The sequence below is a fragment of the Microcoleus sp. PH2017_08_TRC_O_A genome (assembly GCF_020738665.1).
GTDB lineage: Bacteria > Cyanobacteriota > Cyanobacteriia > Cyanobacteriales > Microcoleaceae > Microcoleus.
Genome location: NZ_JAEQCE010000060.1, coordinates 40,260 through 53,713, shown reverse-complemented (window position 1 = coordinate 53,713; position 13,454 = coordinate 40,260). Strand labels below are relative to the sequence as shown.

Here is a 13,454-nt window from a genome sequence, read left to right as displayed (position 1 = left end):
TGTTTTTTTGATCGAGCTTTTGTTCTCCAAGTTTGCGGAGTTCGCGGTTCGTTCCAAAAATCTATTTTACAACATCACATTTCCCGGAAATTGCTGTTTCAAAACAGGCATCACCGGACAAGGTTTTTGCTCTTGCAAATTCTCGGGTTTGTTCCAAGTAAAAGGCCCTTTCTTCGCCGCGGCCATCCACAGCAAACTTTTGGCCCGCGTCATTGCTACATATAGCAATCGAAACTCTTCTGCTGTTTTCAAATAACCTGCTTGTTCCCACGCTTCGCCCAGATTTGGTAAAGGATGTTTTTCGTGCAAACTTGCTCGAATTTGAGCTCTCGCTACTTCAGCTAAAGTGAAATCTCCTAAAAATCTAGTTTGTGGCAAAACTCGCAAACTTCCGGGGATTGTTTGGTCGTGCAAAAATGGTAAAAATACACAATCCCAATCTAATCCTTTAGCTTTGTGCATGGTAATAATTGTTAGTTGACCTTTGCTGGTGTAGCGTTCTTCTATTTTGTCATCTGCATCTACAGGCTCAAATCTTTCTGAACTAACAATTTCGCCCAGCACTCCCAAAATATTGCTCATTGAATTGTTACCGGCTGTTTGGATTGCTACCCGTTCTGCTAATTTGTCGGCGGTGGCTAATTCTGTTTGGTCGTATTGCAGGGCTAAGGCTAAGAATGAGATGATTTGGTAGGGCGGCAGTTCTAAACGTGCTTGCAGCAAACCGCAGCAAAAATAACGGCATTTGCGGACTGGATCTGACTGCTGGGGGTCTAGCGGGCCTGGGTAGAGGAATTGTTCGGGGCTGGTGGCAAAGGCATTGTAGTCTTGTTTGGGGATGAGTTGTCGATCGCTCAAAATCTTTAAGGCTGCTTTCAGGTAGTCTGGTGAGTGCGGGCGATCGAGAAATTGCAGCAATGTTAATATTTCCCAAGGTACTTGAGAATGTCTGTCTCGTTCCCCGACATCCTCAATTTTAATCCCGTATTTGCGTAAATCGCAGCTCAATCCGTGTTTTTCCGGATTTTCTAGGACTTCTTTGATAAACTTGCCTTGTTTGTTTTCCCGCACTAAAACAGCCATTGATTTTAGATTTTCTACTGGCAATTTAGGGCGATTTTCTTCATCCCTCGATTCACTGCCCGATTGAATATTTTGCTCGTGACTTTCCCAGACAAAATCCGCAGGTAAAAATTCCTCTACTAACTCAATTACCCGCTTTCCAATTAACTCAACTGTCTGGTAAATATCGCGGGGAGTATGCAATTCTAAGCCTCGACCTATGGGGGCAGGATTGGCATTTTGCTGCGGGTCATCGCTGGGAACTGGCTTGATAGTTTGGGATCGAAAAGGCTGTTCGGTTCCCGCTAATTCTGAGCGGTTTACCCATTGCAACATAAAGTTAGCTGCATCAATAATGATCTGGCTACTGCGGCCTGCACCGTCCATTGTCGCCAACTTGTTTTCAACTTCGCATTCGTCACAGAATTGGTTAAAATAAATCGGATCGGCGGGAGTAAAGGTAGAATTAATTGCTTGATTTGGGTCGCCAACTCTGATAAAATTAGGAGGTGAATTAGGACGATCGGGATCTTGAGCTAATATTTTCAAAAGCTCAGTCTGTAAAGGTGTCGAGTCTTGCGCTTCATCCTCAAACACGGCAAATACTTGCTTTTGTTCCATCGCCCTGGCGCCCGGATTTTCCAACACCCGCAAAGCTGCTAAAATCATCTCGTCATAATCGATGAATTCCCGGCTTCTCAACAAAGCCTGATATTTTTGATATAAACCGTCGGCTACCGCTAAAATTTCATAACCATCGCCAGAATTAATATCGCCCATTTTTAATAACTCTTCGGGAGACAAACCCGAAGATTTCGCCTCGTGAATCACAGTTTTAGCTAACTGCGGCAAAATCTCTGTCCGCAAAACCGATTGTCGCCGCAATCTCTCCGTTTCTTCTCCATCAAATTGCTGTCCTTCCAACAAAACTTGATATCGGCGCGGATTTTCCGCGATCCAAAGTTCTACACAAGTGCGAATTAAGCGGTGACTTTGAGTTGGAGTGACTAACGTCGAATTTTCGAGATTTAAACCCGACAAATCGGGATGGCGCATCGCAATATTTAAAGCTAAACCGTGCAAAGTGTGTACGGCAAAACCGCCTTGGTATAAAGACAATTGTGCCAATCTTTCCCGAATTTTAGCTTTAATATTAGCAGCAGCCGATCGCGTAAACGTCACCACAATTAACTGACGGCGGTTGTTAAGTCGGTTGCGGGCGATCGCAATTGCCGACGCAGCAGCCATTCCTGTAGACTTCCCGGCCCCTGGAACCGCCGAAACCGCAAGGGGGCCGCCCGCCCAATCCGCCATCTCGTGCTGGCCCGCACGCAAGCTGTCGCGAATTTTACCGCAAGCGGCAGCCAAAAGCGCGGCGGGATCTAACTCGGAGAAAGTGCTGTTCGGGCGATCGATCTCGACAGTCGATCGACTAAAATCAGTATCAAATTCATCAGTCATAATTACATCCGCGTTTATCCGCGTTTATCTGCGGTTAAAAATCCCCAAAAATTCACCGAATAGCAAGGGTTTGAAGCCCCAGCATGAAGGCAGATTGTGATAAGAACGGAGTTTAAATCTCCGCTCTTATCACTTCGCTGTCAACTGTCAACTGTCAACTGTCAACTGTTTAACTCTACCGTTTCCATTTTGGTATCGGCTCAACAAACCCTATCTATGCGAGCTTAAATTAAAACCAGCATAAAATTCAATACCCAAGCCTTTTTATAGGAAAAATCCCCAATGAAAACTCACCTCAAAACCAATTTTCCACCACACCAGCCAAACCCAGCCAACAACAGCACAACTCGCTTTGCAGTTGTAGCATTCTTAACTTTATCCTCAGCCATTGCTTTACCAAGCTGTGCAACTTCCTCCCCCAGCGGCTCCACAAACGGCTTTGCTTCATCCCGCAGCGCCGAAAAGCAAATTGCCGCATCTGCTCCCCAATCCGAACCCGCACCTGTAAGCACACCCGGAGGCGCAGCGTCAAAAGTTGCTGCTGACACCGCAAAAAAACCAGCCGCAGAAACTCCAGCAACTGCTCCCCAACTGATTAAAAAAGCCGAACTCAGTGTAGTTGTCAAATCTATTGACAACAGCACTAAATCTGTCACCGAGATTGTGAAAAAACAGCAAGGCGATATCTTGGCTTTCCAAAACCAAAAGCCGCCGGATTCTAGCGTGCGCCAAACCGCAACTATGCAGATTCGGGTACCTCAAGAAAAGTTAGAAACTACTTTAAATGCTTTAACAAAACTCGGAAGTGTCGAAAACCGAGGGCTGACGGCTGAGGATGTTAGCGATCAATTAGTTGACAGCGAGGCTAGGCTCCGCAACCTGCGAAAATCCGAGGAAGTTGTGTTAAAAATTATGGAGCGATCCGGCTCTGTTGGCGACGTACTCAAAGCTTCTCAGCAGTTGAGTACGATTCGGGAGTCGATCGAGCGCATCGACGCTCAGTTAAAAAGTTTGCGGAATCAAGTAGCCTATTCGACTATTAGTTTAACTCTAGAAGCAGCAGTCTCGGCCCAGCAAGAACCGGAACCTTCTCTCGGCTTGCGGGTGCAGGAAACTTGGGGACAAGCGACTCATTCTGTGGGCGAATTAACTTTAGGTTTGTTTGCTTTGGGCATTTGGCTGTTGGCTTACAGTCCTTATTTCGTAGTAATTGGGGCGGCGACTTATGGTATAATTCGATTTAAGAAACAGCATTCAGTTCCGAAAGTTCAAGAACCGAAACCGCCTGCTACAAATTAGTCATGGGGCATCGGGCATCGGGCATTGGGCATTGGGCATTGGGCATTGGTAGGGGCGGTGCCCCCGTGCCCGCCCTCTTACTCTTACTTGTCATTAGGTAGCGAGGCACCAAACGCCGAAATATTGCGATCGCACTTGATATCATTCCCAGCACTTCTGAACGCAACAGGTACTTTTATGGGATTTAATCTTTAGGTACGTAGTTGCGCTTCAGCGCTCTTTGCGTATATCTATGAAAGAGCGCTAAAGCGCAACTACGTACCTTTTTGATTTAATGTAACAGTTGTGCAACTCCTGCCCAAATTCAGAATCGCAGATAATATAAGGTGCGTCGCGGTGAGATTGTCAATCTTTGTTTAGGAATTTTCGCTCGCGACACACCCTACCAATGACTGTCAACTGTCAACTGTCAACTGTCAACTGTCAACTGTCAACTGTCAACTGTCAACTGCCAACTGTCAACTGCCAACTGACTAATCGTCAATTTGCCATCCATCTTTGGTATAATCTTCATCCACAATCTTCTTCGGACGCATCACCAAAACAACTCGCCCCAAAATCGACAACTGCGGGGATGTTTCAAACCACTGCAATTCTAGATTCCCCCCGTTATCGGCGAGGAAATAACTCTCAGCATCCCACTGTCTTTGGGCGCGATCGGCAATAATCAAAACTTCTTCAACTTTACCTTGGAGCGGTACCGGCAGTCGATCGCTCATTTCCAAAACCGCCACCGGATCTTCCGCGTTCAAAATTACCTGCCATCCGGGAATCGCCACCCAAGCTCCAGCTCCGGAAAATTTTACCATGCGAAACGGCTCGATTTCCTCCGGCAAAGGCACTGCCAGCAAATCTGACGTAGAAAGCGGCAATTTGCCTACAACCGGGACAATCCGAGGCAGTTGTTCCTCGGTATCGAGCCTGTAAACTGGTAAACGAGGCGCTTCCCGTCTCGGAACTACAGTAAAATCCACCAACAATTGCTCGATTTGCGCCCTAGCAGTTTGGCTGCTAGCTAATTTTAAACCGCGAGCAATTAAGCGCGATCGCTCTTGCAAATCGCTTTTTTGTCTCGCCAACTGCCAACACTGGTAAGCTACAGCATCCCCAGGAGTGTCTGTGAACCCCTGCGGGAGACTCCCGAAGTGCGAAAACTCCTTCATCGCCTTAGCAACTTGGCGGGAATCATCAACATCCAAATTGTGGGCCAACATCAAAGCTGCCGCTCCGGCTCGCTCTGCTTGCGAGAGAATCCGAAACTCGTATAAAATATCACTACCTTTCCGCAGAAAGTGCGATCGAACTTCATCCGAAGCACCAGCATTGACCATGCTGGTGTAAACTTGTGCTGCAACGCCGACCTGATTTTGTTGAATAGGCTCAAAACCAGTTTGTTCAAAAATCTGCTGAGAGTTGCAGCCCGCTTGCAACAGTGCCGTGCAGGCTTGTCCCCACTCTACCCAGGTGCCTTCCTTGCGGCGGAGCGATCGAATTAACTTTTCCACATCCACAGCATCAGTGGAGGGTGCAGGTTTAGAAGGGGAAGAATCTTGCGGTGTATCAGTCATAATTGAATCAAAAATCAGCGTTGAGTTATGTGTAATTGGATACTAGCAAGGCTCGTGTCGCGGGAGAGCGATAGATTTATGGTAAGGGAGTTATGAGACTATTGTTACAGAATAGTTGCTCGCCTAAATTTACAAAGGGGAGTTTATCGTATTGTTATGGATAATGCCATTCCAGAGCTCGATCAAATTAAACGCCAGCTCATGACACTACACCGACCAAAAAAACCCAAAATGCTGGTAGTAGACGATGAACCAGACAATCTGGATTTACTCTACCGCACTTTTCGACGAGATTTTAACGTGCTCAAAGCTGAGAGCGGGATTCGCGCCTTGGAAGTCCTCGCCATTGAGGGCGAGGTCGCCGTCATCATTTCCGACCAGCGGATGCCAGAAATGAAGGGAACGGAATTTCTCAGCAAAACCGTGCCGCAGTTTCCGAATACGGTCAGAATTATTTTGACTGGTTTTACGGATATTGAAGACTTGGTGGATGCGATTAACTCCGGACAGGTTTACAAGTATATCACCAAGCCTTGGGACCCGAACGAATTGAAAATGGTGGTGCAAAAGGCGGCCGAGACTTATGAAGTTCTCAAGCAGCGGACTGAGGAATTGCATCGCGCCCAAAATCAAATACAACTGTTAGCAACCATCATGCAAACCGCTGTGGATTATCCGAGTCTGGAAGCAACTTTAGACCCAATTGCTATTGCTGTGAGCGATAATTTTTTGGCTGATATTTGCATTTTGCAACTGGTCGAAGGCACTGCTTTAATGCCGGCTCAAGGCACTCACACCAGCGGTAAAACTGTGGAAAATTGGCTGGCAGATGACCCTCTGGTTCTAGAAGCGATTTCCTCTCAAGCTATTCAGGGTGCTGTGAATATTGCCAGCGACGCAGCCCTAGCGAGTCTGCCACACTACCAAAAATCTGGCATTCAAGCTCACTTGGCTGTTCCGGTGATTCACAAAGGTCGATCGATCGCCCTGATATCCCTTCAGTGGAAGCAACCTTGTTCCCTGCGCCCCGACGAACTCACAACAGTTCACCTCGCCGCTCAACAAGTTGCTTTGGTATTGACGAGTTTTCAGGGTGATTAATTAGTTGACAGTTGACAGTTGACAGTTGACAGTTGTTAGGAAAGCAGTGGTCAGTTGTTAGTAGTCAACAGTCAACAGTCATTCGTAACAAACAAATAACTAATAACTAATAACTAATCACAAATAACCAATAACTAATAACTAATCACAAATGACTAATAACGCAGAAGAAATTAAAACTATATTTAATCGAATTGCACCAGTTTACAACCAATTGAACGACTGGTTAAGCTTGGGGCAGCACCGGATTTGGAAGCAAATGACGGTGCAATGGAGCTGTGCGGGCCCCGGAAATACTTGTTTAGACTTGTGCTGCGGCAGCGGCGATATAGCTTTGCTGCTGGCAAAACAAGCAGGGCCTACCGGTTCGGTATTTGGAGTAGATTTTTCTGCTGAACAATTGGCCGTTGCAGGTAAGCGCGATCGACCTTTTCTCACTCCTGCAAGTCCCATTACCTGGGTAGAAGCTGACGCCCTAGACTTGCCTTTTGCCGACAATTACTTCGACTGCGCCACCATGGGTTACGGCTTGCGTAACGTGACGGATATCCCCCGCAGTCTTCAGGAATTGCACCGCGTCCTCAAACCGGGCGCAAAGGCTGCTATTCTCGACCTCCACCGCCCCAGCAATTCCCTGATGCGGAGCTTTCAGCAGTTTTATCTAGATACTCTCGTGGTTCCCATTGCTCAGCAATTTGGCATGACTCAAGAATATGCCTACATTAATCCTAGTTTAGAAAAATTCCCGATCGGCGAGCAGCAAGTCGCGATCGCCCGCCAAGCCGGATTTGCCACCGCCACCCACTATCCCATTGCCGGAGCTATGATGGGAGTATTGGTGTTAGTCAGTTGACAGTTGACAGTTGACAGTTGACAGTTGCTATTAGTTATTTGTTACTTGTTACTTGTTACTTGTTACTTGTTGTTCCATTTTCCGATAACCAATAACTAATAACTAATAACTAATAACTAATAACCAATGCCCCATGCCCAATTCCCAATTTCCCAATAATTGATGAATCCCTCTGAACTTTGGCTGTTGTTAGCCCCGCCTGTAGTGGGAGGAATTATTGGCTATTTCACTAACGATATAGCTATCAAAATGCTGTTCCGCCCCTATCGAGCTATTTACATCAAAGGGCGGCAGTTGCCTTTCACTCCCGGCTTGATTCCCCGCAACCAAGAGCGCTTGGCTAAGCGAATTTCCGACACAATCATGGGTTCGCTGCTGACGCCGCAGGAACTGCAAAACTTGGCGCGCCGCCTCCTTCAAACTGAGCGGATGCAGTCAGTAATTCTCTGGCTGTTGCAGTTGGCCCTGGATCAAGTAAAGGCAGACACAGAGCAAAAAACTGCTAAAATTCTTGCTAACATTCTGCGAGACTTGCTCGGGGAATCTGTGCCGCGAATTCTCAAAGTTTTGGCGCGCCGGGAAGATTTTTTAGAAGCTCAGCTAAATCAAATTTTTGACCAAGTTTTGCTGGAAATTCAGCTAACTGACTCTCAAGCTGGTCAGTTGTCTGATTGGCTGTTGCAGGTAGTAATACCGCCAGAAGTGCTGCGGCAGGCTTTGATTGACTTTTTGACCGATCGCAATATTTCGATCATCGACGAAGGATTTCGAGAAAAAACCAGCGGCACTTATTGGGTAGTAGCCAATTTGTTTGGTTTGCGTAACACTTTAACTCGGCTGCGGACTTTTTGTCTGGATGACAGACAAGTCACAAATCAGCGGTTAGCAGAATTAACTGTTTCTTTGGGAATTCGCGGGCGACTTCAGGAATGGCTGCAAAATTTGTCGATGCAAAACTTACCGGTTTCGACGGTGAGACAATTGCGAAAAACTATGCGCGACAGTGTTCGCAGCTACGTTCAAGAGCGGGGTACAGAGGTACTTGACGGGTTGAGCAAATCTATTGACTGGGAAAATATTTCGCGGTTGATTCTCAATCGATTGCAAACTTCAGCGGTGATGAGCGCTTCCCTAGAAATTGTGAGCAAAGAACTGGCTTTGGTGTTAGATCGCTATCTAGAGCGGGATTTAGAAAATATTGTAGCTCAGGCTATCCCGATTTTGAATATCGACCAGGTAATTATCGATCGAGTAAAAGGCACTTCTCCCGAAGAGTTGGAGCTAGCAATTCAGGGAATTGTCAAAAGCGAGTTGCAGGGAATTGTCAATTTAGGAGGGATTTTGGGCGTTTTTGTCGGCTGTTTGCAGACAGTTGTGATGTTGATTCAGCGATGATTTATTCCGGAACTTGTGAGATATTTGTTGTACCCTACCTAATATTCATTGGACTGACACACCAGTCACAAAAATTTGGTTTTTGGGCAGTATTTTGCAGCATATAATTATACCTGCAACCGAGTTTTTTGTCAAGTATCCTAATTCACCTATTCTCTAAATTTATGGCAGCCCCAAATTCTGACGATCGCCCTTACATCCCAAAAAACCCGCGCAACCTCAGCCGCCAACAATACGAGCGTTTAACCGCAGAAATGGCCACTCCCTACCGGCCTCTGCGACAGTTTGTGTACGTAGCTTGTGGCGCTTCGGGCTTTATCGGCGGTGTAGTTTTCCTCGCGAAAATTGCCTCGGGCCGGGAAATTGGCTCTGCTTTACCCAATTTTGCCCTCCAAGTCGGAGTCGTGGCTCTGATGGTGTTCCTGTTTCGCCTGGAGCAACGCGCCGCAGCACGATCGCCCAAGTCGAAGTAACAAAGGTTTACAAATCTACACAAAAAGATATCTGAGGCAAGGAAAAGTTATAATTATAAAGAAAGTATTACGAAACCCTGGTTTGCGATCGATCCCTGTCATTATAGGTAGGTGGGTTCAATTGGGGTCAGCAAATTTAAAGATCCTAATCATAAACCGCTTCTAACTCGTTCAATTGGGGTCAGCTTTCATAAAGACCCTAAATATATTAAATAAATTTAAGCCCAGCGCCAGCCTTCACTGATAGAAGAGTTGGCGTTGGGTATTTTGCTAGGAGCGGGTGATTGCCAAATGTGTCAAAGTCTAATTAGACAAAAAAGTTGGAATATTTTACTATGAGCAAGTCATTTTGCAAAGGGCGGTGGACGTTATTTTTAGCCGCAGGTGTGGGAATCGTACTTTACAGCAGTGTGGCGGCGGCGGCCGAAAAGGTAGTGCTAAAATACAGTGCGATCCGAATGACTTTACCAGTCAGCGAATTAGAAATTTTTGCAGAAACTGGGAAAATGTCACCCGGGTTAGAAATGCTGCTGGGAAAGGCAAAAAAAGACCCGGAAGTGGTTCGCCGCAGTCTGATGAGACCGGTGAAAGTTAGTCAAAGCTTGTTGGATCGGACGCTCAACAGTAAAGTTGGGGAAATAATTCTCGATGAAGTGGGTCAGGTAATTCGCACTCCTTCTGGGAAAGCAAATCGAGAAGCTTTGCGCGAGGCCTTGGTGCTGTCGGCAACTAATGATAACGAGATTACGCTGCTGGAAGCGATGAAGAATTATCCTGCTCCAGAGGTTAATGTTGAGGGCGATCGCTTAGTTGAAGCTTACGGCAAACTTGTAGCTTTGTCTGAACAATTTGGTGGCGCTTCAGAACGGCTGCAAGACATTTTAAACAAGATTCGCCTGCCTAGATTGTAGGGGATTTTGTGAGCAGCGGTTGATTTGTGCGATCGCACAATTTTTCTAAAGCTACATAAATTACAGCGCAGTCACACTAGATTTGTGCAAAACTTGCCTGATTTTTAACCCGACTGTAAAACAATGTAACTGCTGGCAAACTCCCAACATGACGAGAATCAGTCATTCCCAATTCTCAAATCTCAAATTTAAAACTGTAGAACTTGACTCTCAAAGAAGTCTCGGAATCGATGTTCGATAGTTTACTAAAAAAATGAATATACTCTCCGTATAACTGTTTATTCGTTAAGGAATATTTCGCAAAAAAATGCAGGCAAGACCTTTTACCAGAAAGAATTGGTAAATGAAAATCAGACTATTCATTACTCCAATCCTCGGACTTAAGGGTAGAGGTCGCTCTCAAACTGTCAACTGTCAACTGTCAACTGTCAACTGTTGAAATCCTTCACAAACTGAAATATAAATGGGTGGACATAGCAGATTATGTGGCTTAGGATAGAGCAATCATATCAAAGTTAGGGACTTGCAGAAAAACAGCCTGTCATTTAATCTCGTGCTATGACAGGTGTTATTAGGCAACGAATTCCCTAAAATTCTTGACTAAACAAGTTAAAGATACACAGGGTTAAGAAACAGGATTAATTGACAGCATCTCAAATCAAATAAAATCACAATTTTTAGGGTCATCGAAAATTTCAGGGTAGTAGAGTTTCACTCCATCAGCTCTATTTACTGAATTGAATAAAACTACCAACATGAATAACAATCCTATTCGTTCAAAAGACCGTTTCTTGGTTTTTGGCGCTCCGGCGATCGAAGATGCGGAAATTCAAGAAGTGGTCTCAACCATGAAAACAGGTTGGTTGGGTACAGGCCCGAAAGTCATGACTTTTCAAAATGGCTTCAAAGCTTACAAGGATTCCGAACACGCGATCGCAGTCAACTCTTGTACGGTGGCACTGCACTTGAGCATCCTCGCTGCTTCGGTAAAACCCGGGGATTAAGTCATTACTACTCCGATGACTTTTTGCGCTACAGTTAATGCGATCGTCCACCCCGGAGCAACACCGATACTGGCAGATGTAGATCCGGTGACAATGAATATTAACCCGGCTGAAGTCGAAGCTAAAATAACTTCGAGAATTAAAGCAATTTTACCGGTTCACTTCGCCGGTTGTCCCTGCGATATGGATGCGCTGTGTGAGATTGCTAGCCGTCACAATTTGAAGTTGATTGAAGACTGCGCTCACGCGATCGAAACAGAGTACAAGGGAAAGAAAGCAGGCACATTTGGTGACTTTGGATGCTTCAGCTTTTATGTCACCAAAAACATCACCACGGGTGAAGGAGGCATGATTCTCGCCCGCCGTCAAGAAGACGCTAACAGGCTGAAAATTTTAGCGCTGCACGGTATGAGCAAAGATGCTTGGAATCGCTTCGGCGACTCGGGTTACAAGCACTATCAAGTGGTGGAAATCGGTTTTAAATACAATATGATGGATCTGCAAGCTGCGATCGGCATTCATCAACTCAAACAAGTCGCCCCCTAATTGCAGCGCCGGAAGCAAATTTGGCAGCGTTACAACGAAGCATTTGCCGATTTCCCTTTACTCTGGTTCGCTTGAGATAAATCTTATGTAGGAGAAATACTCTCCCCTGCAATTTGAACTCCGAAGTTGAGAGTTAACTCCCATAGCATATTGGAGGGGATAGGGCGGAATTTGACGTTGAATTTCACAAACTATGACAATCTCTGGTTTTGCTACGCTCAGTAAGCCAAAGTTTCTAAAGTTTCCCGCAGATAGGATCGAACCTGCTGATCGATGGTGAAATTTTGCTGTTGACTCTCAAAATTGAGTTCTAGCTGCCAGCGTTGAAACCCTGAACTTGCCCCGATCGCGGATTTGAGGCTGCCCCAGATTTCAGAATCTTCGCACAGCTCGATCGGCTCTGCGGCTTGAGGTTCTTGTGCGATCGGTAGATAATTCGCCATATTGTTATACCTCTGTTTGAATTCCCTGTAAGGATTGAAAGCTTACCTTGACTCTCTCTATTATAGATTCTTTTCTCCAAATAGCCAATATAAAATAGCCACAACCTGCGATTAAATATTAAATATTAAGAGTATTAATAATCTTTATCTGAGCCGGAGCATTACCTATTTTTTTTACTGCATACATCTGTCGCAAATAAAGTAGCTTAAACTACAATTATGTCGATATTAATTTTTTATTTCACTTTTCGATCGACTGTTGGGTTAGGGATGTAGGGCCGTTGGTGTCCGCAGGTTCTGAGTTGACTGTACTGCTGGATGACGCATTCTTGATGCCTTCTGCTGGTGGCATTGACTCTGCGGGTGCAGCCGGAGTGACAGTTGTCTCGCCCGCAAAAGCTGGCAAAAGTCGATCGACTTGCCAAGGTGCGATCGTAAAATCCTGCCTAATGTTTTCTAATACATGAGGCTTTGTCGCTGCAAATTCTGATTCCGGCGTCAGCAAAACAGCCATCACACTAGCAGACACCTGCAAAAACAAATTGCTAGCTAAAAAAGCAGCAACTGCCAACAACAACCCAGCCCACCGCCAGGAAGGAGGAAAGGGAGCCACCCCAGCAGCAAGGGGAGCAAATCGATATAGCTGCCACAAAATTACTGCCAGCAAAACAGCGATAAAAAGAGCAATTCCTTGATTTAATTTAGTTTTAAACCGAGTCAGCATCTGCTGCTGCACAGAAGTTAAATTCTGCGGTTTCACGGCCACGACTAAAATACTAAAAATGTAAAAAGGGCGGAACCATTGCATCCACAGCACAGGAACAATACCTGCTACAGCCACTAAAAACACTTCTAACCAGACAGAGAGCGTGGGAGAACCCACTGCGAGTCCCAGCAAGCACAGTCCCAGGAAAAGCGGCAATGCAGCCACCCCAGAAAGGTGAATCCACAAGAAAGGATCTGACCAAAAAGAACGCACTTTAATTAATTATTAGTTATGAATGATAGCCTTTCTAAAATAGATGAGGTATGTCTGGTAATTGGTAATTAGTAATTGGTAATTGGTAATTGGCACGGCACCAGCTTTTGAACCGCAAGCTTTTCGGTGATTACCGATTACTGATTACCGAAAACCCCAAGCGTACCTCATTTTTCGATCGAACTGCTATATGAGTTTTGACTTTTGAATTTTGAGATTCTTGGACGCACTCTTGACTCTAAAACCCGGTGCGAGGAGTAAATATTTAGCGATCAAACCGAGGACTTACGAGCAGAAATCGGGTTTCTTTCGGTAATTCTTATTTGAGCGAGCAAATTTTGAATTTTCAGCAAGGGTAA

General features: G+C 45.5%; 10 protein-coding genes and 1 pseudogene. 7 read left to right on the top strand and 4 right to left on the bottom strand.

Features of this window, described 5'->3' with window-relative positions:
• Window positions 1–66: 66 nt before the first annotated feature.
• Complete coding sequence (locus tag JGK22_RS20710) at window positions 67–2,523, bottom strand: ATP-dependent helicase (RefSeq protein WP_293226583.1); 2,457 nt, start codon at window positions 2,521–2,523, stop codon at window positions 67–69.
• A 282-nt stretch (window positions 2,524–2,805) separates the two neighbouring features.
• Between JGK22_RS20710 and JGK22_RS20705 the strand changes: the two genes are divergently transcribed.
• The gene (locus tag JGK22_RS20705) at window positions 2,806–3,822 is read left to right on the top strand and encodes a DUF4349 domain-containing protein (protein WP_293218950.1); all 1,017 of its coding nucleotides are present in this window, start codon (window positions 2,806–2,808) and stop codon (window positions 3,820–3,822) included.
• A 473-nt stretch (window positions 3,823–4,295) separates the two neighbouring features.
• On the opposite strand, the gene JGK22_RS20700 is transcribed toward JGK22_RS20705, so the two are convergent.
• On the bottom strand, window positions 4,296–5,390 hold the full coding sequence (locus tag JGK22_RS20700) for a RuBisCO accumulation factor 1 (protein WP_293218952.1): 1,095 nt from the start codon (window positions 5,388–5,390) through the stop codon (window positions 4,296–4,298).
• Window positions 5,391–5,546: 156 nt separating this feature from the next.
• Here JGK22_RS20700 and JGK22_RS20695 point away from each other — a divergent pair, with 156 nt between their 5' ends.
• The 6 genes and pseudogenes from JGK22_RS20695 to JGK22_RS20670 all read left to right on the top strand — a co-directional run bounded on the left by JGK22_RS20695 (window position 5,547) and on the right by JGK22_RS20670 (window position 11,673).
• The gene (locus JGK22_RS20695; protein ID WP_293184734.1) at window positions 5,547–6,491 is read left to right on the top strand and encodes a response regulator; all 945 of its coding nucleotides are present in this window, start codon (window positions 5,547–5,549) and stop codon (window positions 6,489–6,491) included.
• Window positions 6,492–6,642: 151 nt separating this feature from the next.
• Entirely contained in the window at window positions 6,643–7,344 is a 702-nt protein-coding gene (gene ubiE / locus JGK22_RS20690; protein WP_293184736.1) for a bifunctional demethylmenaquinone methyltransferase/2-methoxy-6-polyprenyl-1,4-benzoquinol methylase UbiE, read from the top strand.
• Window positions 7,345–7,506: 162 nt separating this feature from the next.
• Window positions 7,507–8,739 carry a DUF445 family protein gene (locus tag JGK22_RS20685; protein ID WP_293184738.1) on the top strand — a complete coding sequence of 411 codons (1,233 nt, stop codon included), beginning with the start codon at window positions 7,507–7,509 and terminating at the stop codon, window positions 8,737–8,739.
• A gap of 164 nt (window positions 8,740–8,903) precedes the next feature.
• Window positions 8,904–9,212, top strand: coding sequence for a DUF3493 domain-containing protein (locus JGK22_RS20680; RefSeq protein ID WP_293184740.1), 309 nt, complete (start codon window positions 8,904–8,906; stop codon window positions 9,210–9,212).
• A 335-nt stretch (window positions 9,213–9,547) separates the two neighbouring features.
• Window positions 9,548–10,123 carry an alpha/beta hydrolase gene (locus tag JGK22_RS20675; protein ID WP_293184742.1) on the top strand — a complete coding sequence of 192 codons (576 nt, stop codon included), beginning with the start codon at window positions 9,548–9,550 and terminating at the stop codon, window positions 10,121–10,123.
• Between the two features lie 755 nt (window positions 10,124–10,878).
• Window positions 10,879–11,673, top strand: a pseudogene (locus tag JGK22_RS20670) (DegT/DnrJ/EryC1/StrS family aminotransferase).
• A 218-nt stretch (window positions 11,674–11,891) separates the two neighbouring features.
• On the opposite strand, the gene JGK22_RS20665 reads toward JGK22_RS20670, so the two are convergent.
• Both JGK22_RS20665 and JGK22_RS20660 read right to left on the bottom strand, forming a co-directional pair.
• Entirely contained in the window at window positions 11,892–12,116 is a 225-nt protein-coding gene (locus JGK22_RS20665; protein ID WP_293184744.1) for a hypothetical protein, read from the bottom strand.
• Window positions 12,117–12,357: 241 nt separating this feature from the next.
• Complete coding sequence (locus JGK22_RS20660; protein ID WP_293193669.1) at window positions 12,358–13,095, bottom strand: low-complexity tail membrane protein; 738 nt, start codon at window positions 13,093–13,095, stop codon at window positions 12,358–12,360.
• Between the last annotated feature and the right edge of the window lie 359 nt (window positions 13,096–13,454).

What these genes read in the sequence shown, in the direction of transcription:
- JGK22_RS20710 (WP_293226583.1), bottom strand. Translation starts at nt 2,523, where the DNA reads ATGACTGATGAATTTGATACTGATTTTAGTCGATCGACTGTCGAGATC.
- JGK22_RS20705 (WP_293218950.1), top strand. Translation starts at nt 2,806, where the DNA reads ATGAAAACTCACCTCAAAACCAATTTTCCACCACACCAGCCAAACCCA.
- JGK22_RS20700 (WP_293218952.1), bottom strand. Translation starts at nt 5,390, where the DNA reads ATGACTGATACACCGCAAGATTCTTCCCCTTCTAAACCTGCACCCTCC.
- JGK22_RS20695 (WP_293184734.1), top strand. Translation starts at nt 5,547, where the DNA reads ATGGATAATGCCATTCCAGAGCTCGATCAAATTAAACGCCAGCTCATG.
- ubiE (WP_293184736.1), top strand. Translation starts at nt 6,643, where the DNA reads ATGACTAATAACGCAGAAGAAATTAAAACTATATTTAATCGAATTGCA.
- JGK22_RS20685 (WP_293184738.1), top strand. Translation starts at nt 7,507, where the DNA reads ATGAATCCCTCTGAACTTTGGCTGTTGTTAGCCCCGCCTGTAGTGGGA.
- JGK22_RS20680 (WP_293184740.1), top strand. Translation starts at nt 8,904, where the DNA reads ATGGCAGCCCCAAATTCTGACGATCGCCCTTACATCCCAAAAAACCCG.
- JGK22_RS20675 (WP_293184742.1), top strand. Translation starts at nt 9,548, where the DNA reads ATGAGCAAGTCATTTTGCAAAGGGCGGTGGACGTTATTTTTAGCCGCA.
- JGK22_RS20665 (WP_293184744.1), bottom strand. Translation starts at nt 12,116, where the DNA reads ATGGCGAATTATCTACCGATCGCACAAGAACCTCAAGCCGCAGAGCCG.